We start from the raw sequence: 25415 nt of genomic DNA, 5'->3' as shown, positions 1-25415 counted from the left end.
CCCGGATGCCTCCAGCCCCCTCCAACCCCGGTGAGGGCGCACCCGCCTTCACCTATCGCTTCCTGCATCGCATCGAGCCGGCGGGGGTGGAGCGGTTCCTGGCGGTGCAGGAGAGGCTGATGAGTGCCGCTCACCGCTACCCCGGCTTCGTGGCGGAAACCGTTCCCACCCCCCTGGGACGGGAGTCGCACGGGCAACGGCTGCTCTACCAGTCGGAGCTGAGCTTCGCCTCCCCGGACGCTTTCATGGGCTGGATGGATTCCCGGGAGCGGCGGGCCCTGCTCAGTCCGGCCGAGCAAGGCGGCTACCGCTATGAGGGCAGCAGCGACTGGGACGGCTATGCCCAGTGGCTCCAGGGCAGCGTGGACGGGGAGCTGCCGGCCTGGAAGGTGAACCTGATCGTGCTGCTGGTGCTTTATCCCAGCGTGATGGTGCTGGGGGTGCTGCTGAAACCCCTGCCCCTCGATTTCCCCACCGCTCTGCTGCTGGGCAACGTCTGCAGCGTGGCCCTCACGGGCTGGCTGCTGGTGCCCTGGGCCAGCCGGCTGCTGCAGCCCTGGCTGGAGGGAAGCCTCGGCCGGCGCGGCCGCTCCCTCACCCTGGCCGGGATCCTGCTGGCGCTGGTCCTGATGCTGCAGCTGTTCCGGACCCTGCCGGCCACCCGCGTCGCCTGAGAGCCTGGGCGACAGCGGCAGTGGGGAGCCGGACGCCCGGGATCAGTAGCGGACCCGGTCGGGCTTGGCCTGGTAGGCCTTCCAAACGTCCACCGCCTCCTCGCGCAGCACCTGGGTCAGCTTGATGGAGCGCTGTTCCTTGGGCAGGGCCAGCTGCTCGTAGATGGGGCGATCGTCGAAGTCGCCGTATTCGAAGGCATCCTCCACGCTGGCGGCGTAATACACCTCATCGATGCCGGCCCAGTAGCAGGTGGCCATGCACATCGGGCAGGGCTCGGCGGAGGTGTAGAGAATGCAGCCGGGCAGCTTGAAGCTCTGCAGGGTGATGCAGGCCAGCCGGATCGCCTCCATCTCCCCGTGCCAGGTGGGATCGTGGCTGGCCACCACCCGGTTCATGCCGGTGGCGATCACCTGGCCATCCCTGACGATCACCGCACCGAACGCCCCACCGGTGCCGTACTCCAGGGCCGCTTTGCGGGAGAGTTCGATGGCCTGGCGGATGAACGTTTCGTGATTCGCCGTTGATGCAGCCATGCCTTCTCTCTCCTTTGATGGTGCGGAAGCCATGGCTCGCGCCGTTTCACCGTACCGTCGCTGGTGATGCCAAGCCCACTCCAGCCCAGCACCGAAGCGGTGGGGATGGCCCTCGCCGCAGCCCTCCTGATCGGACCCAGCGCCTTCGCGGCAGCCCCCGCCACTGCCGGTTCCCCTGGGGCGGCAGCGGCGACGATGGCGCCGGTGGCAGCACCCCTGCCGGCCTGGCTGGAGCGGCGGATCGCTCAGCTGGCGGCCCAGCCACTGGGCAACCCACCCCAGTCGGTGTGGCGCTACGTGTACCGGGGTCGGGTGGTGTATTACCTGCCGCCCCAGTGCTGCGACCAGTACAGCGTGCTGCTCGATGACCAGGGCACGGTGATCGGCGCCCCGGACGGGGGCCTGACCGGGCGAGGGGATGGCCGGGCAGCCGACTTCCATGCCGTGCGCTCCCAGGGCCTGCTGCTGTGGCGCGACCCGCGGGGCCAGGGCCCGCAGGCGCCGCGCTGATCAACGCAGGGCCGCCAGCTCCAGTCCGTCGGCCAGGGGGATCCCTTCCTGCTGGAGGCGGGCCACCAGCCGCCGGCGCAGCTCCCGGGAGGCGGCCCACTGCTCACCCGCCACGGTGGTGAGCAGCACGCTGACGGTGATGCCGAGGGGGCCGGTGGCGCTCACGCCCCGCAGCAGGGGCGGCGCCAGCAGGCGGGGAGCCCAGGTGGCGTCACAACGGAAGGCCTCGAGCACCTCGGCCACCACCGCCAGCGCCCGGTCGATGCCGGGGCCGCGGTGGGAGAGCAGCAGCGTCACCTCCTTGCCGGAGCGCAGCTTGGTGTGGTTCACCACCCGGTCGAAGGCACTGTTCTGGATCACCGCCACCCGCTGGTCGAGGCAGCGCAGCTGGGTGCTGAGCACCCCCACGTCCACCACGTCGCCCTCGAGGCCGCCGATCTCCACCCAGTCGCCGATGGCGTAGCGGTCTTCGATCAGCACGGCGAGGCCGGCGGCGAAGTCGCGCAGCAGCCCCTGGAACACCAGGGCCAGGCCACCCAGCAGGGCACCGCCGGCCAGCAGCAGGGAGGCGGAGGCCTCCCGCACCCCGGGGATGTCGACCAGGATCCAGAGCACCGCCAGGTTCAGGCTGGTGAGGTCGATCAGGCGATGGATCACCCGCACCAGGTTGCGATGCCGCTGCTCCCGCCGCGCCTGCTCCTCCACCGCCGCCCGGGCGCCGTCGGCCCACTGGTTGAGCAGGAAATTGGCCAGGGAGCGGCCGATCAGGGCCACCGCGGCGAATACGAGGAGCTTGAGCCCCCCCAGCAGCGGCTGGAAGAGGAGCTCCAGGCCCAGGGGCACCTCCCCGGGAACGGCCATCACCGCCAGGGCGACGACGGCCGTGAGTTCGACCAGCACCAGCAGCAGCAGCAGCTGCCCGAGCAGGCGCCAGCGTTGCCGCGAGGGGTCGGCGGACACCCGCAGCCGGTTGCGGCGCCAGAGGCAGAAGCTGACCGCCGTGAGCGCGAGCAGCAGCAGCTCGAGCAGCAGCAGGGTGCGCCAGCGCCGGACGAGGGCCTCAGGCCCCGTCGCCTTGCGGGCATAGAGCAGACGGCTCTCGAGACGGCGGCGCCAGCGTTCGGCCAGATCCCAGGCGTTGGTTCCGTTGAGGGCCGCATCGGCATAGGTGACCGTGAGCAGGGACAGGGGCTCGCTGCGCTCCGGCACCACCGCCTCCAGCACCACCTCGCCACCGGGCAGGCGGCGCCGGTTCACCGTCACCTCGGGATGGCTGCCGCGGCGTTCCTGAAGGGGGGAATTCACGCAGGCCCGGTCCTGCCGATCCCCCAGCACCCGCAGCAGAATCCCCTCCGCGATCCACTCGCCGTCGCTGCACAGGGCGGTGGGGTCGTAGAGGAGGTCGAGATTGCCCTCGATCACCTGAGCGCGACGGCTGGCATCGGGGGCATCGCCCTGATCGCCCACCACCGGGGCCGCCACCGTGAGGGCGGGGATCCCGAGGATCCGCACCTTGGCCTGCTCGTAGCTGCCCGCGGAGAAGCGCTGCCCGGGGGCGTCCCGGTCGGCCCCTGCCGGCGTGGATCCCTCCAATGCAGCGGGGCTCACCGCCGGCCGGGCGGGCAGGGCCAGCAGGGCCGCCAGCAACAGGGCACCCACCCCCAGCAGCAAGGACCGCAGCCGCCGCAGGAGGGAGGCCGCCATCAGTGCTCCATCAGCCTTGGCAGCAGCTGCACCAGGTTGCAGGGGCGGGTGCTGGTATCGAGCTGGGCGCGGATCAGCCGGTCCCAGGCGGTGGTCACCGCATCGAGGGAGCCGGGCAGCACGAACACCACCGTGCCGTTGGCCACCCCGGCCAGGGCTCGGCTCTGCAGGGTGCTGGTGCCGATGGTCTCGAAGGAGAGCACCCGGAACAGCTCGCCGAAGCCCTCGATCGTCTTGTCGAGCAGGGGCGCCACCGCCTCGGGGGTGCCGTCCCGGCCGGTGAGGCCGGTGCCGCCGGAGCTGATCACCACCTGCACGGCCGGATCGGCGATCCAGCGGCTGATCTCGGCCCGGATGCGGTAGCGGTCGTCGGGCACCAGGGTGCGCTCCAGCAGCCGGTGGCCGGCGACGTCCAGCCGCTGCTGCAGGGCATCACCGGAGGGATCCTCGGCGAGGGTGCGGGTGTCGGACACCGTGAGCAGGGCGATGGCGAGGCTCAAGACCGGGGCAACGGCGGCCTCGCCATTGTGAAGGGCCCGCCGGATCAGGGCGGGATCCCCGGCAGCTGGTGGGCCTGCCAGCGGCCGCCCGCCTTCTCTGCCACCAGGGGGGTGAGCGTGATCCGCAGCGGCGTGCCGGCGGCCACCTCGACCCGCAGGGCGGAGTAGGCACGGCGCAGGGAGGAGCCCCGGCCGCTGCGGCCAAGAAACAGACGGGAGCGGGCCACGACGCGCTGGTCGCCGGGCGGCCCCTCGCGCAGTTCGGGGCCCTCCGGCCGCTGGCGGCGCAGGCTGTAGCCGCTGCCGCCGCAGATCACCCAGGGGATGCCAGCATCGCCGTGGCCGGTGTCGGCGGTGCGCAGCACCTCCAGGCAGTGGGCATGGCCGCTGAAGGCCAGATCGATCAGAGGGCGGCCGGCCGGGAGGTCGCCGAGGGCCGCGGCCACCCGATCCAGCGCCTGGCGCAGCCGGGCTCGCACGGCGAGGGTCTGGCCCTGGTCCCACTTGCTCGCCTCGGTGACGTAGGGGGGGTGGTGCAGCACCAGCAGCCGGCCCCGCACGGCCGGGTTGCGCCAGGAGGCGATCAGGGCGTCGGCGAACCAGTCGAGCTGGGCCTGGTCGACCACCACGGGACCGCCGGCGAGCTGCTTGTCGATGTCGCGGATCTGCTCATCCAGCTGCTCGGCCTTGGCGGCCCGATCGTCGAGGGTGTCCTCGTCGGCCCCCCACTCGTCGAGGGAGCGCAGCAGGGCCGCCCGCTCGGCGTCGAGGACGCGGCGGCGGTGGCGCAGCCCGTCGTCCTCCCGGGGCCCCGCCGGCAGGGGCTGGTTGATGGTGTTGGAGTCGAGGGCGAACACGTCGACCCCAGCCCAGCGGAAGCTGTAGTGGCGGTGGGGCAGCCGGGTGAAGCGCCCGGGCCGGTAGCCGAGGCAGCGGGTCCCGTCGGCCGTGGCGGTGCGGGTGGCATCCAGATGGTCGCCGAGGCGGTCCTCGGGCACGTCGGCGAGCATGTCGAGGAAGGCACGGGCCCAGGCCTCGCCCACGTAGGACCCGTGCCAGCCCACGTCGAGGTCGATCCAGGAGCGCATCAACCGGCGCAGCGGCGCCGTGAGGCCGGAGAGCAGGCCCAGCGGCAAAGGCAGGTCGTAGTAGTCGTGGTTGCCGGGCACCGGCAGGAACGGCACCCGGAACACCAGCTGGTCGTAGCGGAGCCGGCGCCAGTCCTCACCGCCGACGATCCACTCCCGGTAGGGACGGATGAAGTTGTTGCTGTACTGCTCGCTGGAGCCCACCTGGTAGACGACGTCGCCGGTGTGGAGCAGGAAACGGGCATCGCCGCCATGGGCGAGCAGCTGCTCGGCCACCCGCCGCTGGGGGCGATCGCGGCGATGGCGACCGGTGCCGCTGTCGCCGAGCACGAGGAACGCGAAGGCCTCCGGCTCTCCCGGATCCCCCTCGATCGCCAGGCGGCAGGGGTCGATACCGCGGCGGGCCAGGGCGGGGTGGCCCCAGCGCACCCGCTCCTCCATGCGGCGGATCTTGGTGGCGACACCCGCCTCGGAGGCGAGGTTCACAGCGGCGGCAGCGGTGCGAACACCGTCAGGGCGCCGGGCAGGCAGGTGAAGGTCACGGGGTTGGCTGCCACCATCTCGCCGTCGATCACCAGCTCCTGGGGCGGGTCGGTGCTGATCGTGAGGTGCCTGGCCCGCAGGCAGAGCAGGTCGGGACGGTTGGTGGGGGACTGAACCACGGCGGAGGCCAGCAGGGAGGCGAGGGCGTTGAGCCCCGCCAGCCGGGAGGCAGGGGAGGCGATGGTGACCTCGAGCAGGCCGTCGTCGGGGATCACCCGCCCGAATCCCTGGGCCAGCACGGAGGAGGCGGGGGCCACGTTGGCCACGGTGATGGCGGCGGCCTGCAGCTCGGTGACGGCCCCATCGATCTCGATGCGGGCCTGGAACGGCTGCTGGGCCACGAGCTGCTGGGCGCCGGCGAGCATGTAGGCCAGCAGGCCGAGCATGGACTTGAGCTCCCGCGTGGCCCGATCCACCATGCCCGCCTCGAAGCCGAGGCCGGCCAGCAGGGTCATGGGCACGTCGTTGCAGCGGGCCGCATCCACCACCACGGTGTGGCCGGCGAGGATGGTTTCGCAGGCGCCGACCAGGTCGGAGGGGATGGCAAGCGCCGCGGCGAAGGCGTTGGCGGTGCCGCGGGGAATCACCCCGAAGGGAATGCCGGTGCCGGCCACTGCCCCCGCCACGGCCGACACGGTGCCGTCGCCACCACAGGCGATGATCATCACCGTGCCCGCTTCGCCGAGGGCGCGCGCCTGCAGCAGGGCGACCAGCTCCCGGGTCTGCTGGGCCGGATCGCCCTCGGGCCGGGTCACCAGCACGGTGAGCTGCAGCTGGGGCTCGAGGATCGAGCGGATCAGGGCCAGGTCGCTGTTGGCATCCCCCTGGCCGGCCACGGGATTGAACAGCAGGTAGGCGGAACGGCCGTGGGCCAGGCCGCGCAGGGCCAGGTCGGCGCTGGCGGCAGTGAGAGCCAGGGGCACTGCGGCCTGCTCACAGGCGCGCAGCAGCAGCCGCAGGTCGGGTGGCGGCCCGGGGAGAGCCTGCGGATCGAGAAAGGCCACCACCAGGGCCGCCTGGCCGTCGAGCACGCGGGCGGCGATCTGGATGTCGCCGCCCTCGGCGAGGGCCGCCACGGCCGTGACCGGCAGGGCCGCCGTGCGCGCATTTTCCTGCAGCCGGCGGGCCAGGTCGGCGGTGACGAGCAGGGGCAGGCCGGCCACAGCCAGGGCCTGCCGATCGAGCCAGTCGAGCAGCGCCTCGACGCGCGATGCGCTCGCCAGCAGCACCAGGGCATGGGCCATCACTGCTGAGGCTAGGACTGTGCAGGGAGGATCTGAACGACAGGGCGAATGTTCGCCCAGGCTGGGGGGTGTCGCCGCCGCCCTTCCATGGCCCGTCCCGACCAGCGCCTGGCCGCCAACGTGCCAGGGGCGTTCTACGTGGATGGCAGCTGCATCGACTGCGGCACCTGCTGGCAGTTCGATCCGGCCCACTTCGCCCCCACCGGCAGCACGTCACATGTGTGGGCCCAGCCGGAGGACGACGCGGCCACCCGCCAGGCGCTGCTGGCCCTGCAGGCCTGCCCGGTGGCGGCGATCGGCGCCCCGAAGCAGCTGCTGGCCCAGACGCCGGCCGATGGCTTCCCGGCCCTGGTGACGGCCCTGCCGCAAGGCGAGGTGCACTACTGCGGCTGGGCGTCGCGCAAGAGCTTCGGGGCGAGCAGCTGGCTGATCACCCGGCGGCGAGCGGATGGCCGCCCCGACAACGTGCTGATCGATTCCCCCCGCTGGAGCGCCGCCCTGGCCCGGCGGATCGAGGCCCAGGGCGGGGTGAGCCGGATTCTGCTCAGCCACCGCGACGACGTGGCTGACCACAGCGCCTGGGCCGATCGCTTCGGCGCCGGGCGCTGGATCCACACCGCCGATGCGGACGCGGCCCCCGAGGCGGAACATCGCATCGAGGGCACGGAGCGCCAGCAGCTCGACGACGACCTGCTGGTGGTGCCCGTGCCGGGGCACACCGCCGGCTCGGTGGCGCTGCTGTTCGCCGGCACGGTGCTGTTCAGCGGCGACCACCTGTGGTGGGGCGTGGATCCAGCGGGGCTGGTGGCCTCGCGCCGCCACTGCTGGTGGAACTGGCAGGAGCAGCTGCGGTCGGTGGAGCGGTTGCGCGATCTCGACGTGCGCTGGCTGCTGCCGGGGCACGGCCGCTGGCACAGCTTTGTGAAAGGGGAGTGGGAGCTGGAGCTGGAGAAACTGCTCCGCCATCTCCATCGCTGACGACCGTCACAGCAGAGGCAGCCGCGTTGCACCAAGCGCTGCGATGGTGCCTTTGCCGGCTTGTTGCCTTCCTTCGCTGGCGTTACGGTGCCCCGACCCGTTCAGCACCCCCGTGAGCCTCACTCCCACCCGCGCCACTCCGGGGGCATCCCCACAGCACGGTGGCAGCCAGGTTCCATGGCTGGCTGTTCTCCTCAGCCTGATGCCCCTGGCCCTGCAGGTCGGCCCTGCCAGGGCCGAGAAGACGGACCTGAATCCCACCATCGAGCAGATGTGTCAGGGGATGGCCGGGCTCAACACAAAGATCGGCGCCACCGCTGCACCCGGCACGCCGATGGGGAAGCTGATGGAGACGAATCTGTCCCTCTCCGTGGCGCAATATGAAGCGCTCTGGTCATTGATGAAACTCACACCCACCACCACCTGCCAGTCGTTGTACTGAGGGCCATAGCGGTCGGTGCTCTCGTTCAGGCACTTGCCACCGGCGGGCACCTTTCCACGACGGGAAACAAGTGGACCTACACGCTGCGGCCGAATCCAGTCGGCATGGAGATCAACTGAGCGACAGACAGCGTGTGCCTCGGAGCAGGGGGGAGACCTGATCGGCCCTGACAGAATGGTGATCGTCATCCAGTGAGGCGGTGGAGACGCCACGACGGACGATGAACGTGCTCGTATTCGGCAATTCGGGTTCCGGCAAATCCACCTTCGCCGGCGCTCTGGCCCGGGTCCATGGGCTGGCCCACCTGGATCTGGACACCATCGTGTGGGAAGCCGACACGGTCGCTGTGGAGCGCCGACCGGCAGACGTGCGGGCGTCGCTGGAAACGTTTCTGGCCTCCTACCCGCGCTGGGTGATCGAAGGTTGCTACGGGGAGCTGGTGGAAGTGGCGGCCGGCCGCTGCACCGAACTCGTGTTCCTCAACCCGGGCCTTTCCGCCTGCCTGGACAACAATCGGCGCCGGCCGTGGGAGCCCCACAAGTACGCCACGAAGGAGGCCCAGGACGCCATGCTCGCCGATCTGCAGGAGTGGGTGACGGGCTACTACCAGCGGCAGGACGCCTGGTCCTACACCGATCATCGCCGCCTCTTCGAGGCATTCACCGGCCCCAAGCGGGAGATCACCAGCACCAAGGCGGCGGATGAACTCAGACAAGCAGATCCGGTCCAGGAGCAACCAGGAGGCCTGCCCATGAACAGGACGGCCTACAACAGCATTGCCACCCAGTGGGATACAGCCCGCAGCGGGTTCTACGGGCGGGAGCGTGACTACATCGAGGCGGTGCTGTCGGCGGCACCGCCGGGCAGCACCCTGCTCGACCTGGGCTGCGGGACGGGGCGTCCGATGGCGGAACACATCGTGTCCCGGGGGCGCCGGGTGCTGGGAGTGGATCAGTCGGAGGCGATGCTGGCCATCGCACGCCGCCGGCTGCCGCGGGAGCAGTGGCGGCTCTCAGCGATGGAGACCTACAGGCCGGCGGCAGGTTTCCAAGGGGCCCTGATCTGGGACGCACTTTTTCATCTGCCGCGGACGCTGCATGAACCGATCCTGCACCGGGTGGTGGACGCGCTGCCCTCAGGCGGCAGGCTCATGCTCAGCGTGGGTGGCTCCGCCCAGCCCCCGTTCACCGATGTCATGTTCGGCCAGGAGTTCTCTTACGACTCCCATACACCGCAGCAAACGGAACTCATCCTCCGGGGCCTAGGGTGCCGCATCATTCTCGCGGAGGTCATGAACAAGCCCGATGGGAAAAGGGACAAGGGCCGCGATGCCATCATTGCCGAGAAGGCCTGAACTTCGGCCATTGAAAACTGCCAGCAGATCAGCCATCACGGAACTTCAAGGCTTGCGTAATCTGGGCCCGAAGAGTGCCGCCTGGCTGGCCGGCATCGGCATCACCAGCCGCGCCGAACTGGCACAGGTGGGAGCGATCGAGGCCGATGCGATTCAGGGCGCCCTGATGGACTGCGACTGGCGAGCGCTCCCTCCGGAATTTCGCCGGACACTCGTGCTGGAGTTCAGCAGCATGAAACTGAAAACCCTCCAGAGCTGAGCTCCCACTGCCTCTGAAGCAGACCTGCAATCAGGCTTTCAGCAGACAGACCGAGAGCAGCACCGGGATCTCCCGCGCCAGCCCTTCGGGTTCCAGCCGCTCAGGCCGGTCGACCATCACCCCATGCAGGAGTGATCGGATGGTGCACTGGAGGGGAACGCCTGACAGGGCTGGGCGCCGCCTGTTCGGCAGCCTGCAGAACGACCTCGTGCTACGCCCACGGACCGGGTGAAGGGATGCCCTCCGTCAACATCCAGATCACCCGCGGCGCCACCCGGGAGCAGAAGGGGAGAACTGGGGCTTCTGCGGCCTGCTCACCGACGACTGGACGCGGCAGGCCTGATGGACCTGGCGCTTCAAGCCGCTCCAGCCCGCGCTGCACCAACCCAATGGGTGGAGACCAAGGCGTCGCCGCAGGTGAGTCCGGCAGTCGGATCGCCAGGCTGTTCCGCCACGCCGATGCCCGGGTGTTCACACCCGACGGCCGGGCCCTCTCGCTTGAGGAACACCAGCGGCTCCACACCCGCTGGACCGACGAAACGCACGAGCTCGGCCCCTGCGCTCTCACCCCCGTTTCCGCTGACCCCCAGCGCGTTCGTTCGGATCACATCCGTCGCCGGGGAAGACTGGATCATCGAGAGGCGTTTAGTTGGCAGCCATTGCTTTGTTTGTTATCACACAACCTTTTTCCATCTCCTGCCGGGATCGGCGCAGGTGGTGATCTGACGACGGCTGTGGCGATCCCTTCAACGCTGTTCGCGTCCAACCAACCGCCTGTCCCGGGGGACGCTGGGATCGTGGCCACCGTCGGTCACGCTGGAGTCCCACCAGCAAGGACGCCATGGCCAGCCAGCAAAGCGCCGTCGCGGCCATGGTGCGCGTGCGCCTGTTCGCCGCCCTGCGGGAGCGGGCCGGCTGGTCCGAGCGCAGCCTGCCCCTGGCGGCCGACGGCTGCCCGCTGACCCCCGCCGACCTCTGGCGGCAACTGGCCCTGGGCGAGGCCCCGCCCGGGCAGGCCGCCGAATTCCCCGCCACCATCCGCGTGGCCATCAACCACGCCTTCGCCCCCGCCGACACCCCGTTGAATCCCGGCGACGAGGTGGCCTTCCTGCCGCCGATCACCGGAGGCTGAGCCATGGACGCGGCCACCACCAGCCGGCCCCGCCTTGAGGTGCGGATCCTCAGCAGGCCCTTCCAGCCCCTGGCGCTGCTGGAGGCCTGGCAGAGCCAGAGCGCCGCCACCGCCGCCGACAGCCCCGCCGCTGAGGGGCATTTCATCGGCCGCGTCCGCGGCAGCACCGCCAGCGGCGCCCCCCTGGAGGCCCTGGAGCTGGAGGACTACCCGGGCATGAGCGAGACCCAGCTTCAGGCCATCGCCGCCGCCTGCGCCGGGCGCCATGGGGTAGGGGCCGTGCTGGTGGTGCACCGGGTGGGGCGGATCCTGCCGGGGGAGGCGATCGTGCTGGTGGCGGTGGCGGCCGATCGCCGCGGCCCGGCGCTGCGCTGCGTGGCGGAGCTGCTGGAGGAGCTCAAGCACCACGCCCCCTTCTGGAAACGGGAGTGGAGCGGCGGCCACGGCACCTGGGTGGCGGGCAACACGCCGCTCTGAAGACTTCCTCCGCGGGGTGCAGAATCAAGCCTGGCCGCTTCGCCGCGGTGGCCGGGGAGAGGCAGGTGCCATGAAGTTCAAGGATTACTACGCCGCGCTGGAGGTGGAGCGGGACGCCAGCGCCGAGGACATCAAGAAGGCCTACCGGCGGCTGGCGCGGCGTTACCACCCGGATGTGGCCAAGGAAGAGGGCGCCGAGGACCGCTTCAAGGCGATCAGCGAGGCCTACCAGACCCTCTCCGATCCGGAGAAACGCCAGGCCTACGACGATCTCGGCCGCCACCGCCCCGGGGAGGAGTTCCACCCCTCCCCCGACTGGGAGACACGCTTCCGGCGGGACGGCGGCCAGCCGCAGGAGGTGGATCTGGCCGATCTGTTCGAGCAGATGGGCTTCGGCGCCGGGGGCTGGGGGCGCCCGGCGGGGCCGGTGCCCATCCGCGGCCAGGACCTGGAGGTGGCCACCGAGCTGACCCTCGAGCAGGCGGCCCAGGGCACCGAGGTGTCCTTCAACCTGAGCGTGCCGACCCTGCAGAGCGATGGCCGGGTGCAGCGGGAGACCCGCTCCGGCCGGATCCGGGTGCCCCGCGGCGTGATCGAGGGGGAGCGGCTGCGGGTGCCTGGTCGGGGTGGGGCGGGGATCGGTGGGGGGCCGGCCGGGGATCTGTATCTGGACATCCATCTGAAGCCCCACCCCCGCTTCCGGGCCGTGGGCCATGACCTCTATCTCGACGTGCCGATCGCTCCCTGGGAGATCGCCCTCGGCGCCGAGATCACCCTCCCCAGCCTCGATGGCACCGCCCGGGTGCGGGTGCAGCCGGGCATGCGCAACGGCCAGAAGCTGCGCCTGGCCGGCAAGGGCCTGCCCCACCGGCGCGAGGGAGCCGGCGATCTCTACGGTGTGCTCCAGATCGTGATGCCGCCGGAGCTCAGTGAGCGGGAACGGGAGCTGTTCCAGCAACTGGCCGACGCCTCGTCCTTCCACCCCCGCCTCCATCTCGAAGGAGTTCCCACCGATGGCTGACGATCTGCTGATTCCCGACGACAACGAAAGCCCGCTGCCCCTGGAGGAGTTGCTCTCCGCCTCGGGGCTGGTGCAGGAGGAGGTGATCGAACTGGTTCAGTTCGGTGTGTTCCAGGTGGCCGGGGGCAGTGAACCCACCTGGACTTTCCACAGCCGCACCCTCACCCTGGCCCGCCGCGCCGCCCGCCTGCGCGACGACTTCGGCCTCAATGTCTCCGGCATGGCCCTGGCCCTCACCTATCTCGATCGCATCGAAGCCCTGGAGCAGCGGCTGCGGGAGCTGGAATCCCAGCTGCCGCGCTGAGGGGCGGCCCAGCGGGGCCGGCTACAGACCCAGCTTGCGGCGGCCGAGCGCCATGTCAGCGGCGTAGCCGATCGCCGGCAGCAGCAGCACCGGGCGCAGGGGCAGCTGCACCACCAGGGCGATCCCCACCAGCCAGGGCAACAGCAGCAGAACCCCGAAGGCCAGCTGGGTGAAGCGGGAGCGGCGCGCCAGGCGGCCGGAGCCCTGCACCAGCCGGGGAACACCCTTGCCCAGGCCGTAGCCCAGCAGCACGGTCAGAACGGTAAGCAGGATCGCGCCCATGGCAGGGAGGCAGGCCCCCGGATTCTGGTGCGCCGCGGGGACGGCGAGGAGGCCCGGCAGCAGTCGATGCGGCTGGCCACGTCGGAGTCGCCCCAATGGAGCGAGAGGTGCCCGACTGGCCCGACTGGACGGCATGACCCTGGCAGGGTTTACGCCGGCAAGCCACGCCCCGCCGTGGTGGTGCAGGCGGACCGCTGGCTGCAGGCCCATCCCAGCGTCACGCTCTGCCCCTGGCCGCCCTGGGCGGTGTGGTGGGCCAGCTGGAGCCCCAGCTGTTGATCGAGCTGGATCTGGCCCTGCGGGGCTGGCTGGAGCTGCCGTGGAGGGGGCCGGTCGGCATGGCCAGCCAAACGAACCAAGACCTGACGAGGGGATGGCGGAACCTATCCCGTCCTGCGCCCGAACGCCAACAAACGGGCTGTCTACCCTGAACGCATCGGCTGCCGGCTGGACCTGTGACCACTGGATCGGATCTGGCCTGGGCGGATTGCCCTGCCGTGGAGAAGGATCCTTTGCGCGTCAGTGGTGCCTGGGTGTTTCGCGGTTCTCGGATTCCGGTGGCAGCCCTGTTCGAAAATCTGGAAGATGGCGTTTCCGTTCAGGAGTTCGTCGAGCTGTTCCCTGGCGTCAGTGTCGTGCAGGCCCGGCTGGTTCTGGAGCATGTCGCTAGGAGCACGGCCGCGACGGTGGTCTGAGTGCGGATCCTGTTTGATCAGGGGACACCCGTTCCCCTGCGCCGGTATCTGGATGGCCACATCGTTGCCACGGCTTACGAGTTGGGCTGGTCGACCGTCACCAATGGCGAGCTGATCCGGCTGGCGGAGCAGGAGGGTTACGAGCTGCTGATGACAACCGATACCAACCTTCGTTAGCAGCAGAACCTCCAGGACCGCAGCATCGCGATCCTTGTCCTGACCACCACCAGCTGGCCCAGGATTCGGCAGGCCACGGAAGCCGTGATGGCCGCTGTTGCGGCCACCAGGAGCGGCGATTACAGGGAACTGTTGATTCCCTGATGCCATCAACGGTGGGCATCACGCGGCTGGCAGATCCCGCTGGTTCCACGAGGATCCACCCATGACTCCGACCCTTGACCCCGACCCCCGCCTGCTCGACGGCCCCGACGCCGCCCCGGCCACCCTGCTGCTGGCCCATGGGGCCGGGGCGCCGATGCACAGCCCGTTCCTGGCGGCCATCGCCGCCGGGCTGGCGGGTGGTGCGCTTCGAGTTTGCTTACATGGCCCGGATGCGCGAGACGGGCCGCCGCCAGGGACCCGACCGGATGCCGGTGCTGCAGGAGGCGTTCCGCCAGCAGGTGCGGCTGGAGAGGGGCGTGAGCCCGCAGCGGCCGCTGTTCATCGGCGGCATGGCGATGGGCGGGCAGGTATGGGCGGGCGGGTGGCCAGCCTGCTGGTGGAGCAGCTGGGCTGGATCCCCAGCTGCGACCACAGCTTCAAGCCCACCAGGCGTTCGGGGCTGAGCTCAGTTGCTCCAGCAGCACCGCAGACTGACTCGTTTACTCCTCCTGCGGGGCCTATCGGGTCGGCAGGTTTCATGAGGATCTTCTTCCTCTCGGGTTCACTCGGCTTCATTCCCGATGGACTTGACTTAGCCGCACACAGACTAAGCTGATCCCATTGCGGGCCCTGGCCATGCAGGTGAACCTCCACGACGCCAAGACCCACCTCTCTCGCTACGTGGCCCAGGCCCTCGAGGGGGAGGAGGTGGTGATCGCCAAAGCCGGCCGGCCGCTGGTGCGGCTGGTACCCGTGCAAGAAACCTCAGAGATTCGCCGCGGCGGGTTCCTCCAGGGTGCTGCCGTGGCCCGAGCGGATCTCAAGGCCGACTTCGCCAGCGAGATCGACGCCCTGTTCGGCTGATCCCGCAGGAGTGACCCCCACCGAACCCCAGGCCCTGCTCCTCGACACCCAGCTGCTGCTCTGGTGGGCGATCGAACCGAAGCGGTTGCCCGCTGCTGTGGCCAGCCTTCTGGCAGATCCGGCCCAGCCGGTGGTGCTCAGCGTGGTGAGCCTGTGGGAGGTGGCCATCAAGTCGTCGCTCGGGCGAGCCGATTTCCAGGTGGAGGCTTCCGCCTTGCGCCTGGGTCTGCTTGGCCAAGGGTTCCGCGAGCTGCCAGTGCGCGCCGAACACGCGCTGGCCGTGCAGCACCTGCCCTGGATCCACCGCGACCCGTTCGACCGCCTGCTGGTGGTGCAGGCCCAGGTGGAAGGCCTTCGGATGCTCAGCGCCGATCGCACCCTGGCGGCCTACGGAGAGCATGTGGAGGCCGTGGGCTGATCCTCAGACCTTCACCACGGCTTGACCCGCCCTGCGCGGATGGTCTCGTCACCCCGACCTTGGGCCAACGCCTGCTACGAGGCTCAGGCGCGATGCTCCCCTCTGTTGTCGCCTCAGAGCTGGAGCATGTCGCAAAGGCTGATCGATCGCTTTCCGGCCGATCACGAGCGGCTGCGCAAGACCCTTATGTGGCCTCGCTGGAGCACAAGCCGATCGCTTCGCTGCTGGCCGAAGCGGTGAGCGAGATCCTCGCAAGCGACGCCGACCGGCGCCTGCTGTCCGCTGGCCTGGCCCCGGCGGAATGGACGGAGGGCCGGCGGCTCCACCAGGATCTGGCCATGACGGCTCAGGCCCCAATCTCCGCGCCACGGTTGATCGACGGCCCCGACACCGCCCCGGCCACCCTGCTGCTGGCCCATGGGGCTGGAGCGCCGATGGACAGCCCGTTCATGGTGGCCATCGCCACCGGGCTGGCCGCGGCGGGCTGGCGGGTGGTGCGCTTCGAGTTTGCCTACATGGCCCGGATGCGAGAGACGGGCCGCCGCCAGGGGCCCGACCGGATGCCGGTGCTGCAGGAGGCGTTTCGTGAGCAGGTGCGGCTGGAGAAAAGCGCCAGCCCGGAGTGGCCCCTGTTCATCGGCGGCAAGTCGATGGGCGGGCGGGTGGCCAGCCTGCTGGTGGAGGAGCTGGCCGCCAGCGACGGGGTGCGCGGCTGCCTGTGCCTGGGCTACCCCTTCCACCCGCCCGGCAAACCGCTGCAGCTACGCACCGAGCACCTGGCCGCCCTGACCACGCCCACCCTGATCCTGCAGGGGGAGCGGGACAGCTTCGGGCGCCGCGAGGAGGTGGAGGGCTACAGCCTCTCGCCGGAAGTGCAGCTGGGCTGGATCCCCAGCGGCGACCACAGCTTCAAGCCCACCCGCCGTTCGGGGCTGAGCGAGGCGGAGAACTGGGCCACGGCGGTGGCGTGGAGTGATGGTTTTTTGCGGGGGGTGCTGGGGGGGTGAGGCTTGCCAGCTCGATGCAGCGGAGACAAGAAGCTACGAGGGCTGCCATGCTGACCGGAGACTCGGACTCCTGGATACTGAAACCATGAAAGTGACCGTCGAGTTGTCCGAAACGGAGATGGCCGAAATCCTGGACATCACGGGTGAGCGCAAGAAGGGGCCCGCCATTCGCCGTCTGATGGAGGAGGCCCTGCAGCAGAGGCGCCGGGCCCAGGTGGCTCAGCGCTTCCTCAGCGGCGAGTGGGGCGTGGAGCTGGAAACCTTTGAGGCCGACCAGGAGCGCGAGCGCCAGCGGGCTCAGAAGTTCGCCTCATGACCCTGCTGCTCGACACCAGCCTCTGGATCGACTTCACCCGGGCCCGCAGCCCGGCCGCGCTGAAGCAGTTCATCGCGCCCTTCGTCCTGGACCCCGAGGCCCATCTGGCGGAGCCGGTGCTCTTCGAGGTGCTCCGCTCCGCCCGGCCCGAGGAGGCCCGCCTGCTGGAGGCGCAGTTCGCCACCTTGCCCACGCTCTCCACCCCCACGGACCTGTGGCAGCGGGCGATCGGCCTGGGCCAGGCCTGCCGCCAGGTCGGCCGCACCGTGCTGAGCCTGGATCTGCTGGTGGCCGCCGTGGCCCTGCACCACGACGCCGTGCTGGTGAGTTTCAATGCCGACTTCGAGGCCATCGCCTCGGTCTGCGAGCTGCGGCTGCAGCGTCTGGAGCGCCCCGGTTGATCGACGGCCCCTTCATGGAGGCCATCGCCGGCGGCCTGACGCAGCGGGGCTGACGGGTGGTGCGCTTCGAGTTTGCTTACATGGCACGGATGCGCGAAACAGGCCGCCGCCAGGGGCCCGACCGGATGCCGGTGCTGCAGGAGGCTTTTCGTGAGCAGGTGCGGCTGGAGACGACGCAGCACCCGGAGCGCCCGCTGTTCATCGGTGGCAAGTCGATGGGCGGGCGGGTGGCCAGCCTGCTGATCGATGAGCTTGCCACCAGCGACGGGGTGCGCGGCTGCCTGTGCCTGGGCTACCCCTTCCACCCGCCGGGGAAGCCGCTGCAGCTGCGCACCGAGCACCTGGCCGCCCTGCGCACGCCCACCCTGATCCTGCAGGGGGAGCGCGACAGCTTCGGGCGGCGGGAGGAGGTGGAGACCTACAGCCTCTCCCCGGCGGTGCAGCTGGGCTGGATCCCCAGCGGGGACCACAGCTTCAAGCCCACCCGCCGTTCGGGCCTGAGTGAGGCGGAGAACTGGGGGGCGGCGGTGGGCTGGGGGGATGGGTTTCTGGGGGAGGGGCTCAGCTGCTGAGCCCAGGCCTCTGGTGGCAGCTCCTGCCGGGGTCGGCCGGTAGGTAGGCGGAGCAGCTGGCACCAGCCATCAAAAGTGGCCCCTACTTCGCCGGAAGGCTGTCGTGAAAGACCCCCCCACCCACATTGAACTTTGAGGTGGTCATGGCGTGACCCTTACCGACTTGTCCTCGAAACAGGGGGACCCCCACTTGCGGCCGCCCACGAACTGCAGGTCAACATCGATCAGTCGCTCACCTTCGCCTGCTTTGACCGCCGACTGAAGCAAGCAGCCCAGCTGCTCCAGCTCAAGGTGTTGCCATGAGCGCCGGACCACCGAAGCATGGCGGACCTCCCTGATCCGCTGCATCAGCCTGGAGCCATCTCTTTCAGCAGATCTCCGCCTGTTCCCAGCGCATCTCCGGCGGCAACATCCTCCATCAACCCTTACCCCCCAGCCACCCAGTTTTCAACATGCAGCCCAGGCACCCGGGCAAACTCGCGGCTGTTGTTGGTGATCAATGGGACCTGCTGGCTCAGGGCATGGGCGGCGATCATCATGTCAAGTGCGCCGATCGGCGTGCCACGGCGTTCCAGCTCCACGCGAAGGCCGCCGCAGGCCCAGGCGGCGCGCTCGTCAAAGGGCAGCAGTGTGAGTGGGGCCAGAAACAACTCCAGGGCCTGACGGTTGCGGGCTGAGCCACTCTTGGCCACACCAAAAGCCAGTTCAGCGGCCACCACACTGCTCAGGCCGATCTCACCCATGCGGTAGGACTTGAAACGCTCCAGCACCGCTGCTGGTTTGGCATTGATGATGTAAATACAGATGTTGGTATCGAGCAGGATCATGGGCTGATCGGCTCCCGGATCTGCTCTTCCGGCTGCTCACGCGTGATCACAAATCCCGGTTCAAAGGCCGCCAGTCCCGCCTCCAGGGTTTGCCATGGGTCATCCATGGGCAGCAGCAGCACCCCGTTGCCGAAATGCTTCACCACCACCTCGCTGCCACTGAAGCGATAGTCCTTCGGCAGTCGCACCGCCTGGCTGCGGCCCGATTGAAACAGACGTGCGGTGTCCATGGGCGCCCTTGATCAGGTAGCTACCAATGGTAGCTACTATTGGTGGCCATAGCGATCGTCCCGTGCCCTGCGGCGGGCCTATGGGCTCGATCCAGCCAGCGGCCGTTGTGTTGACTTCGATCTGTTCAGCGGCACCCAGGTGGCGTCCTTTGGCGCAAAGGTGCCGGGCTGCACCGGCCGGTCGCCGCGGAGGGCTGGAAGCGTTGGTGGCGGAGCAGGCAGGCCTGCGGAACCCCCCCTGCTGAGGCGCCGCAGCACCTGCGGGGCCGGCCGAGAAAAGCCACCCAGGCGGCCGATACTGAGCTGATCGGACTGGTGTGATGACGCACAGCTCGCATCGAACAGAGCCAGGTGCTCCGCGACAACCAGACCACCGGTGAGAGCCGCAGCAGCAGGCTCTGTTCCGGGTTCAAGGGGCAGAAGGACATGAGCTTGACCATTCCACAGTCCCTCACCCAGATCTTGAGCTGTCACTTGGATCTGGGCAGGTTTCAGGGCGTCTCTGAAGAGGCTGGACGCTGATCTGGGCGCGACACGCTCCTGGCAGGTCAGTGGTTGACGCGCATGGCCTCGGCTACGCAGGCCGCCTGGACGTGAAGTGCTGCTGTACGACATTCCAGGGCGAACAATCCCAGACATCAAGATGCGAACTGATCAGATTGGCCTGATTCAGAACCAGCTCACTGCGGCCAGGAATGGCAATGCGCGGTTGCCACGGCAAGGGGGTTGTCCAGTTCAGCGTCCAGCGGGTGTGGATGGTGTCATCCACCTGATCGATGGCATGCAGTTGTAAATTCACATCCTGAAACCATCTCTCAATGAATGCAATCATCCGCTGATAGCGAGTGATGCCGTGAAATTGCGTTAGAGGATCTTTGAAAAAGACGTCGGAGGCGTAGAGATCAAAACTCTGCTGGTGGGGAAAGGTTCGGTAGTCGCTGCGAAGCGCCGCCAGGATGTCCATAGGTGTTGATCGGGCGGCGGGCAAGACTGGCATGGACGGCAGGATCCTGGGCCGACTGGGACGCGGGCTACGACGCGCTGATGGTCTCGGACACCTCCTTCATGCGCAATCCGCACGACCACCGGCTGAGCGACACGAGCGACAGCCTCGATCTGCCCTTTCTGGCCGCCGGGTGAACCTGTCAGAGCGATGGTCGGGGGTCCGTGAGGGCCCGCCCCCTTCCTTCAGGGGCTCCCAGACCAGGATGCCGCCATCGGCCAGCAGGCTCAGATACAGCCTTCCGTCCTTCAGCAGGTAGGTGCGCACATAGGGCACCTGGGCGCCCAGACGCTCGCCCAGGCTGGGAGCCGGACAGAGGGCGCGGGTGGTGGCCAGGGGCCCGAAGCTCAGGCTGCCGCTGCCGGGATCGGCGGCCGCTCTGGCCGACCAGGTGCCCCTGGCGCGATTGCAGTCGAGGCGCAGCTGAGCCGTGCCGTCAGCGCCGAACAGAAGCGTGTAGCGGAAAGGATCGGCCGGCCGGGTGGTGCCCTGAGCGTCATCCATCGACTGGATCTCCACCAGGCGCCACTGGGATCCGGCCAGGGGAGCGGCAACGGGCCTGGCCCAGCTGGTGCCGGGCCCGCCGGGAAGCAGGCCGGTGGCGGCGAAGGTTCCGCTGGCCAGAAGCACGGCAACGACGGCTTGGCTCACCCCGGCGGGAACGCAGGCCTTGGCCATCAGGGGATCGCTGCTGCTTCAGCAGTAGCGGCGCCGGAGCTGCCCGTCCAGGCAGCCTTGGGGATCAAGTCCCGCCTGTGATCAGCAGTCGTAGACGCCCACCGCGCAGCGACGCACGGTGCGACGGCCCACCCCGGCCACGCTCACGGGCGTGAGCGGCCGGCCGACCCGCGCCATCGCGGGAGGGATCAAGGTGTTCAGAAGCCCTGCGGAAAGGGTGTGCAGCTGACCTGAGCCAGCCAGGCCCACGGCAACCAGCAGGATGGCAGTTCTCTTGATGTGGGTCATGGGTTACCTCCGTGTGTAGTTGCTGGGCAGTTCGCCCATATCCGTCATCTTTTTGATTTCATCATGGCTGATCTTCGTGGCACCCTCCGGTGGAACGAAGCTGAAGTTCAGGCCGACCGCCGCGGGGCCGGCCTGCCAGTTGCTGATCTGGACAATGTACTGAGGCGAACCGGGAACAAGCTTGGATGTGATCTGATAACGGCAGGGGAAGGGTCGATCTCCCTGGGCGATCCAGATCTGGTAATCCACGTCCTTCTTGCGGAAGGCGAGATGGTCACACTCAACGCCACCGACGACCCCGCTGCCGAGATCCTTCACATCGATGACACCGTCGGTGAGTTCGACGTAGGCCCTGGGAAGCAGCAGGTCGGCAGCGGGAAGGGGCCGGCGGTACGTGTCCTTGAGCTCATCCACCAGGGTCTCGATTGTTCCTTGAATCGGAACCTGCATGTAGACATTTCTGTCCTTGCCAAGGAGGGTGAACGTCGTCCCGTCGAAAACAGATTCTGTATTGATGAAGCCGTTGGAGCGGGTGGCGCGGATCTTCCCCGGCCGCGACAGCGACACCGTGCCGGAACTCGCCAGGGTGAGTCGCTGACTGTCGGTGGTGACAATCTCAAGGTCGGAGTCGTAACGGAAGGAAAGGGTCTGCTGAGCCGACACATAGTTGGTCATGCCCTTGAGCAGGGCCATCGCTTCAGCTTCTCCTGCCACAGCCCTGGAGGCTAATCCTGTGCACGCCACCACCGAGACGACGCTGACAGCGGCCCCACGGAGCAAGCCACGAACAGGACCTGCGGAAAGGGAAAATACTGACATTTTGTTAAAAATCTCACTTGCAGATACCAGCTGTGGTGACAGCCGGAGTGGCCACACAGATTCAGTACCAAGAGATTGCATTCTACGCCATCGCAGCCGTCATGAAATCTCCACAAAAGAAACAGCCCACCCTGGTCAACACCCTCTGAGCCACGCCAGGCTTCGGTGCTCAGCTCCGGCTTGGCTCAGCCGGATGTCCTGCCCCGCAGGATCCGCTCCCCGTCGCGGATGCCCAGCAGCCGGGCCACGGCGAGGAACGTCAGTGCGCCTGCCGCCCCTGCCGCCGCCAGGCGCAGCAGGGCCATGGGGAAGGCCTCCGACTGCGGCAGCACCCCGCCCATCTGCCAGAGGCTCCATGCCGCCAGAGCGGCGAGCAGGCCCGCCAACGTCTTGGCCAGCAGATCGCCGCTGAGGCTCCACCAGGCGATCCCCCCCAGGGCCCGCTCCAGGGCGATGGCCAGCAGCAGGGCGGCGAACAGATTCACGCCCACCGAGGCCAGCACCAGACCCGGTGCTCCGAAACGTTGCACCAGGGCCGCATCCAGGACCACGTTCAGGACGACGGAGGCCAGGCCGACGCGGAACGGTGTGGCCCCATCACCCAGCCCGTAGAAGACGCGCACCATCACATCGCGCACCAGGCTGGGCACGATGCCGATGCCGTAGATCAGCAGCAGCCCCGCCACCTGGCGGGTCGATTCCGGGTCGAAGGCCCGCCGCTGATACAGGGTGGCCACCATCGGCTCCGCCAGGGCCGCCACCAGGGCCGCAAGGGGAACGGCCACGAAGCCGGTGAGGCGGAGGGCCAGCGTCACCCGCTCGCGCAGCTGGGCCGGCTCCCCCTGAGCGGCCTGCCGGGCGATGGCCGGCAGCAGGGGGACCAGCAGCATGCTGGCCACCCATCCGCGCGGCGCCTGGACCAGCACCTCCGCATAGCCGAGGGCGGCGGCCACCCCCGGCAGATAGGAGGCGAAGATCAGATCCACCGTGGCATTGGCGCTTCCCAGCGCCGTCGTCAGGGTCGCCGGTGCCAGCAGGGCGAGAACCTTCCGCTTCGCTTCAGCGGCCGGCCGGTTGGTGCCGGCAGGCCGGGGCGGCGCCGGCTCGGCCGCACGCGGCAGGCGCCCCATCGCCAGCTGCTGCAGGAGCCACTGCAGCAGGGCTCCGAGCACCATGCCCAGGGCCAGGGTGCGGGACGCGGCCGCCATCCAGGTCGGTGAGCCCGGGGTGAACCAGCGCCCCTGTGCCATGGCCACCGCGGCGGCGGCGATCACCGCCGCACTGGAGAGCATCGGGCTGAGCGACGGGATGGCGTAGACACCGGCGCTGATCAGGCGGGCCATCGCCACCCCGATCCAGCCGGAAAGCAGCACGATCGGCGCCATCCAGCGCAGCTGCAACACCGCCAGCTGCCGTGTTTCGTCGCTGAGCCCCGGCGCCAGCAGCTCCAGCAGGGGCCCGGCCGCCAGCACGATCCCCAGGCTGAGGGGCAGCAGCACCAGGGTCAGGCCGCGCTGGGCCCAGCCGATCAGGCGTTGCTGGTCGAGCCCCTCGTCCTGGCTGAGAACGCTCACCAGGGCCGATTGCAGCGGCCCATTCTGGCCGCCCAGCACCACCAGGAAGAAGCCCGGGAGCATGGTGGCGAACGCAAAGGCGTCGGCCACCGCCCCGACACCGAACACCGCCGCCACCGCCATGGAGCGTGCCAGCCCCAGCCCCTTGCTCAGGGCCGTGGCGACCCCCACCACCCCGGCGATCCCCAGCAGGGAGCGACGCTCCCCCACCCCGCTCAGGGCCCGCCGTGCCGGCGCCGGCACGCCGCCACGATCGCGCCGATCAGATCCGGATAGGCCATGCCCGCCTGGGCCGCCACCTGCGCCAGCGACCGCTGCGGGTGCAGGGTGGCATCGGCGTTGAGATCCAGCAGGTGGGCGGTGCCGGCGGCGTCGATGCGGAAGTCGAAGCTGGCGTAATCGAGCGGACCGAGCAGCTCCACCAGCCGCAGGGCGCCGCGGCGCAGCGGCCGCAGGACGGGCTCGTTCAGGTCCACGGCCACCTTGATCAGGCCGCCCCGACGCTTGGCCGTCAGGTCGAGCAGCCGCTCCCCCAGCGCCGAGCCGTCAGCCGCCAGGGTTTCCACGGCGCCCAGCAGAGCGGTCCCCTCGCCCCCGTTGCCCACCACCCCCACGCTCACCTCCCGCCCGGCGATCAGCTCCTCGCACAGCACCGAGCCGCCGAAGTCCTGGCGCAGGCTGTCCACCAGCTGCCGCAGGGCCGCAAGCCCCCAGGCGCTCTCGAAGCGTCGCAGCCCCAGGGAATAACCCTCGCTGGCCGGCTTGAGGATCGAGACCGGCCAGTCCGGCAGCACCTGCACCGGTTCCGCCGGACCGATCAGACGCCAGGCCGGGGTGGCGATCCCGGCCCAGAGCATCACGGGCTTGAGCCAGTCCTTGTTGAGGGCCAGTGCCTTGGCGGCCGCATCAGCACCGGTGTAGGGAATCCCCAGGTGCTCCAGCAGCGCCGGGGCGATCGCGGTCCGGCTGCGGGAGAGGGCCCCCACCGACAGGTTCATCACCAGATCCGGCGCTGCGCCGCCCCCGGCCGTCCCGACCCGCAGCAGGGCGTCCACACCCCCGAGGCGCTCCACCCGGTGGCCCAGCTGGAGCAGGGCCTTTTCCACCGCATCCAGTTCCTCCGGCTCCCGCCAGTGGTAGTGGGTCTCCTCCCGGGCGGCGGGGCCGGCCAGCAGCTCGTCACGTGTTTCGTACAGCAGCCCGATCCGCATCACTGCTGGAGCCAGGTCGTTTCGGGGGTGATCGCTGCGAGGTGGAGGCCTTCGCGGCTGATTCCCCGGCGCACCTGATGCCAGCGGCAGACCAGCTGGCCATCCCGGCCCGGCAGCAGCCCGACCAGTTCCAGCTTGCCGTCGGCATGGGTGAGGATGTAGCGGAAGCGCTTCACGGGCCCGTTGCAGCGCCGGCGCACCGCCTCCACCAGCGCCAGACCGTCGAGGAGCGGCAGCTGGAAATGGGTGGCGTGCTGCACCGGCCGCGGATGGAAGAGGTACTGGGGCAGAACGCCGAGGCGATGCAGGCGTTTGAACAGCTCTGTGAGCACCTCGACGTCGGCGTTCACCCCCTGCATCAAGGGGATCTGGGCGGTCAGCAGACAGCCGCTGTCCTGCAGCGCCTCGATCGCCCGTTCGGCCGCGGGGGTGATCTCGCGGGGGTGGTCGAAGTGGCACTGCACCACGATCTGGAAGCGGCTCCGCAGCCGGCGCAGCAGATCGAGCAGGGCCGGGTCGCTGCTGAACCGGCTCGGCAGGAAGGCCGGCAGTTTGGTGCTGATGCGCAGCTGCCAGAGATGCCGGATCGGGGCCAGGGCCTCGAACAATCGCTCCAGGCGTCGGGTGCTGCAGATCATCGGGTCGCCCCCCGAGAGCAGCACGTTCTCCACTTCCGGATGGGCGGCCACATAGGCGACGGCCGCTTCGAGATCCTCGATCGTCTCCTTGGTCATCACGTCCCGGCTCATCAGCCGCCGGCGAAAGCAGTAGCGGCAATGGCCGGCACAGGCTTCGGTCAGCAGAAAGACGGCGGTCTGCTCATACTTGTGCTGCAGACCCGGCACGATCGTGGAGAGGGCTTCTCCGCTGGTGTCGAGGGATCCTTCGGGGCTCTCCTCCGCGGCGGTGGGCATCAGCAGCTGCCGCAACGGATCACCGGGATCGTTCCAGTCGATCAGGTCGGCGTAGCCGGTGGGCACAAGGAAGGGAAAGCGCTCGCCCGCCGCGGCCACCGCCGGCTGATCCGCCTCCGGCAGCGGCAACCCGGCGCCGGAAGGGTCAGCAGCGAGCGCCCGTGCCTGGCGCAGGCCGCTGCTCAGCTCGTCTTGCCACAGGACCATTGGCGGGATGCTAAGCCAGTCATC

General features: G+C 69.3%; 34 protein-coding genes. 19 read left to right on the top strand and 15 right to left on the bottom strand.

Going from position 1 to position 25415, the window contains the following annotated elements:
* The first annotated feature begins 5 nt into the window (after positions 1 to 5).
* Entirely contained in the window at positions 6 to 674 is a 669-nt protein-coding gene (locus tag KUG41_RS02115) for a hypothetical protein (protein ID WP_216900584.1), read from the top strand.
* 42 nt (positions 675 to 716) lie between these two features.
* Here the strand turns inward: KUG41_RS02115 and KUG41_RS02110 are convergent, their stop codons facing one another.
* On the bottom strand, positions 717 to 1208 hold the full coding sequence (locus KUG41_RS02110; RefSeq protein ID WP_216900582.1) for a nucleoside deaminase: 492 nt from the start codon (positions 1206 to 1208) through the stop codon (positions 717 to 719).
* Positions 1209 to 1274: 66 nt separating this feature from the next.
* Between KUG41_RS02110 and KUG41_RS02105 the strand changes: the two genes are divergently transcribed.
* On the top strand, positions 1275 to 1718 hold the full coding sequence (locus KUG41_RS02105) for a hypothetical protein (protein WP_216900580.1): 444 nt from the start codon (positions 1275 to 1277) through the stop codon (positions 1716 to 1718).
* Here KUG41_RS02105 and KUG41_RS15925 read toward each other — a convergent pair whose 3' ends face one another.
* Genes KUG41_RS15925 through KUG41_RS02085 form a run of 4 tightly spaced genes read right to left on the bottom strand, consistent with a single transcriptional unit; the run spans position 1719 to position 6797 of the window.
* The gene (locus KUG41_RS15925) at positions 1719 to 3422 is read right to left on the bottom strand and encodes a mechanosensitive ion channel family protein (RefSeq protein ID WP_216900578.1); all 1704 of its coding nucleotides are present in this window, start codon (positions 3420 to 3422) and stop codon (positions 1719 to 1721) included.
* Positions 3422 to 3922: a molybdenum cofactor biosynthesis protein B gene (gene moaB / locus KUG41_RS02095; RefSeq protein WP_216900576.1), complete on the bottom strand. Its 501-nt coding sequence runs from the start codon at positions 3920 to 3922 to the stop codon at positions 3422 to 3424. Before moaB ends, KUG41_RS15925 begins: the two co-directional genes overlap by 1 nt.
* 44 nt (positions 3923 to 3966) lie before the next feature.
* Positions 3967 to 5496, bottom strand: a complete 1530-nt coding sequence (locus KUG41_RS02090) for a metallophosphoesterase (RefSeq protein ID WP_216900574.1) — start codon at positions 5494 to 5496, stop codon at positions 3967 to 3969.
* A complete protein-coding gene (locus KUG41_RS02085) occupies positions 5493 to 6797 on the bottom strand; it encodes a diacylglycerol kinase family protein (protein WP_216900572.1) in 1305 nt (434 codons plus the stop codon). The genes KUG41_RS02090 and KUG41_RS02085 overlap by 4 nt, the downstream gene beginning before the upstream one ends.
* Before the next feature lie 87 nt (positions 6798 to 6884).
* Between KUG41_RS02085 and KUG41_RS02080 the strand changes: the two genes are divergently transcribed.
* The 8 genes from KUG41_RS02080 (at position 6885) to KUG41_RS02045 (ending at position 12764) form a co-directional block, all read left to right on the top strand.
* Positions 6885 to 7775 carry an MBL fold metallo-hydrolase gene (locus tag KUG41_RS02080; protein WP_216900570.1) on the top strand — a complete coding sequence of 297 codons (891 nt, stop codon included), beginning with the start codon at positions 6885 to 6887 and terminating at the stop codon, positions 7773 to 7775.
* Between the two features lie 202 nt (positions 7776 to 7977).
* Positions 7978 to 8217 carry a hypothetical protein gene (locus KUG41_RS02075; RefSeq protein ID WP_216900568.1) on the top strand — a complete coding sequence of 80 codons (240 nt, stop codon included), beginning with the start codon at positions 7978 to 7980 and terminating at the stop codon, positions 8215 to 8217.
* Positions 8218 to 8437: 220 nt separating this feature from the next.
* Positions 8438 to 9571, top strand: a complete 1134-nt coding sequence (locus KUG41_RS02070) for a methyltransferase domain-containing protein (protein WP_216900566.1) — start codon at positions 8438 to 8440, stop codon at positions 9569 to 9571.
* Between the two features lie 52 nt (positions 9572 to 9623).
* The gene (locus KUG41_RS02065; protein WP_216900563.1) at positions 9624 to 9830 is read left to right on the top strand and encodes a TfoX/Sxy family DNA transformation protein; all 207 of its coding nucleotides are present in this window, start codon (positions 9624 to 9626) and stop codon (positions 9828 to 9830) included.
* Positions 9831 to 10671: 841 nt separating this feature from the next.
* Positions 10672 to 10962 carry a MoaD/ThiS family protein gene (locus KUG41_RS02060; protein WP_254216742.1) on the top strand — a complete coding sequence of 97 codons (291 nt, stop codon included), beginning with the start codon at positions 10672 to 10674 and terminating at the stop codon, positions 10960 to 10962.
* A gap of 3 nt (positions 10963 to 10965) precedes the next feature.
* Positions 10966 to 11439, top strand: coding sequence for a molybdenum cofactor biosynthesis protein MoaE (locus KUG41_RS02055; protein ID WP_216900561.1), 474 nt, complete (start codon positions 10966 to 10968; stop codon positions 11437 to 11439).
* 70 nt (positions 11440 to 11509) lie between these two features.
* Positions 11510 to 12460, top strand: a complete 951-nt coding sequence (locus tag KUG41_RS02050) for a DnaJ C-terminal domain-containing protein (protein WP_216900559.1) — start codon at positions 11510 to 11512, stop codon at positions 12458 to 12460.
* Entirely contained in the window at positions 12453 to 12764 is a 312-nt protein-coding gene (locus KUG41_RS02045) for a chaperone modulator CbpM (RefSeq protein ID WP_216900557.1), read from the top strand. Before KUG41_RS02050 ends, KUG41_RS02045 begins: the two co-directional genes overlap by 8 nt.
* A 21-nt stretch (positions 12765 to 12785) precedes the next feature.
* Here KUG41_RS02045 and KUG41_RS02040 read toward each other — a convergent pair whose 3' ends face one another.
* Complete coding sequence (locus KUG41_RS02040) at positions 12786 to 13046, bottom strand: hypothetical protein (RefSeq protein ID WP_216900555.1); 261 nt, start codon at positions 13044 to 13046, stop codon at positions 12786 to 12788.
* Between the two features lie 149 nt (positions 13047 to 13195).
* On the bottom strand, positions 13196 to 13405 hold the full coding sequence (locus tag KUG41_RS02035) for a hypothetical protein (RefSeq protein ID WP_216900553.1): 210 nt from the start codon (positions 13403 to 13405) through the stop codon (positions 13196 to 13198).
* Positions 13406 to 13543: 138 nt separating this feature from the next.
* Between KUG41_RS02035 and KUG41_RS02030 the strand changes: the two genes are divergently transcribed.
* From KUG41_RS02030 to KUG41_RS15515, 9 genes are all read left to right on the top strand, one after another.
* On the top strand, positions 13544 to 13741 hold the full coding sequence (locus KUG41_RS02030; protein ID WP_371733998.1) for a DUF433 domain-containing protein: 198 nt from the start codon (positions 13544 to 13546) through the stop codon (positions 13739 to 13741).
* Positions 13742 to 13918 (top strand): hypothetical protein, encoded by a 177-nt coding sequence (locus KUG41_RS15520; protein ID WP_254216741.1) that lies wholly within the window; start codon positions 13742 to 13744, stop codon positions 13916 to 13918.
* A 281-nt stretch (positions 13919 to 14199) separates the two neighbouring features.
* Positions 14200 to 14526 (top strand): alpha/beta family hydrolase, encoded by a 327-nt coding sequence (locus KUG41_RS16040; RefSeq protein ID WP_371734002.1) that lies wholly within the window; start codon positions 14200 to 14202, stop codon positions 14524 to 14526.
* A gap of 172 nt (positions 14527 to 14698) precedes the next feature.
* Positions 14699 to 14926, top strand: a complete 228-nt coding sequence (locus KUG41_RS02020) for a type II toxin-antitoxin system Phd/YefM family antitoxin (protein ID WP_216900549.1) — start codon at positions 14699 to 14701, stop codon at positions 14924 to 14926.
* Positions 14927 to 14936: 10 nt separating this feature from the next.
* Entirely contained in the window at positions 14937 to 15344 is a 408-nt protein-coding gene (locus KUG41_RS02015; protein ID WP_216900547.1) for a type II toxin-antitoxin system VapC family toxin, read from the top strand.
* 338 nt (positions 15345 to 15682) lie between these two features.
* On the top strand, positions 15683 to 16351 hold the full coding sequence (locus KUG41_RS02010; protein WP_216900878.1) for an alpha/beta family hydrolase: 669 nt from the start codon (positions 15683 to 15685) through the stop codon (positions 16349 to 16351).
* Positions 16352 to 16436: 85 nt separating this feature from the next.
* On the top strand, positions 16437 to 16667 hold the full coding sequence (locus tag KUG41_RS02005) for a hypothetical protein (RefSeq protein WP_254216740.1): 231 nt from the start codon (positions 16437 to 16439) through the stop codon (positions 16665 to 16667).
* The gene (locus KUG41_RS02000) at positions 16664 to 17068 is read left to right on the top strand and encodes a PIN domain-containing protein (RefSeq protein ID WP_216900545.1); all 405 of its coding nucleotides are present in this window, start codon (positions 16664 to 16666) and stop codon (positions 17066 to 17068) included. The genes KUG41_RS02005 and KUG41_RS02000 overlap by 4 nt, the downstream gene beginning before the upstream one ends.
* A gap of 56 nt (positions 17069 to 17124) precedes the next feature.
* Positions 17125 to 17640, top strand: a complete 516-nt coding sequence (locus KUG41_RS15515) for an alpha/beta family hydrolase (protein ID WP_371733997.1) — start codon at positions 17125 to 17127, stop codon at positions 17638 to 17640.
* A gap of 425 nt (positions 17641 to 18065) precedes the next feature.
* Here KUG41_RS15515 and KUG41_RS01990 read toward each other — a convergent pair whose 3' ends face one another.
* The 8 genes from KUG41_RS01990 to KUG41_RS01950 form a co-directional block, all read right to left on the bottom strand.
* Positions 18066 to 18467, bottom strand: a complete 402-nt coding sequence (locus KUG41_RS01990; RefSeq protein ID WP_216900543.1) for a type II toxin-antitoxin system VapC family toxin — start codon at positions 18465 to 18467, stop codon at positions 18066 to 18068.
* Entirely contained in the window at positions 18464 to 18697 is a 234-nt protein-coding gene (locus tag KUG41_RS01985) for an antitoxin (protein WP_216900541.1), read from the bottom strand. Before KUG41_RS01985 ends, KUG41_RS01990 begins: the two co-directional genes overlap by 4 nt.
* Before the next feature lie 574 nt (positions 18698 to 19271).
* Complete coding sequence (locus KUG41_RS01980) at positions 19272 to 19661, bottom strand: DUF2358 domain-containing protein (RefSeq protein ID WP_216900539.1); 390 nt, start codon at positions 19659 to 19661, stop codon at positions 19272 to 19274.
* A 99-nt stretch (positions 19662 to 19760) separates the two neighbouring features.
* Positions 19761 to 20378 (bottom strand): META domain-containing protein, encoded by a 618-nt coding sequence (locus KUG41_RS01975; RefSeq protein WP_216900537.1) that lies wholly within the window; start codon positions 20376 to 20378, stop codon positions 19761 to 19763.
* Between the two features lie 291 nt (positions 20379 to 20669).
* Positions 20670 to 21359, bottom strand: a complete 690-nt coding sequence (locus KUG41_RS01965) for a DUF2092 domain-containing protein (RefSeq protein WP_254216739.1) — start codon at positions 21357 to 21359, stop codon at positions 20670 to 20672.
* A 311-nt stretch (positions 21360 to 21670) separates the two neighbouring features.
* The gene (murJ, locus tag KUG41_RS01960; protein ID WP_216900531.1) at positions 21671 to 23302 is read right to left on the bottom strand and encodes a murein biosynthesis integral membrane protein MurJ; all 1632 of its coding nucleotides are present in this window, start codon (positions 23300 to 23302) and stop codon (positions 21671 to 21673) included.
* Positions 23275 to 24270 (bottom strand): D-alanine--D-alanine ligase, encoded by a 996-nt coding sequence (locus tag KUG41_RS01955; protein WP_216900530.1) that lies wholly within the window; start codon positions 24268 to 24270, stop codon positions 23275 to 23277. The genes murJ and KUG41_RS01955 overlap by 28 nt, the downstream gene beginning before the upstream one ends.
* On the bottom strand, positions 24270 to 25391 hold the full coding sequence (locus tag KUG41_RS01950; protein WP_216900529.1) for a KamA family radical SAM protein: 1122 nt from the start codon (positions 25389 to 25391) through the stop codon (positions 24270 to 24272). Before KUG41_RS01950 ends, KUG41_RS01955 begins: the two co-directional genes overlap by 1 nt.
* Positions 25392 to 25415 lie beyond the last annotated feature (24 nt).

This window comes from Synechococcus sp. CCY 9618 (assembly GCF_019038415.1).
GTDB lineage: Bacteria > Cyanobacteriota > Cyanobacteriia > PCC-6307 > Cyanobiaceae > Cyanobium.
Note: the sequence above shows the minus strand (reverse complement) of the source record. Positions and strands in the feature narration are given on the sequence as shown.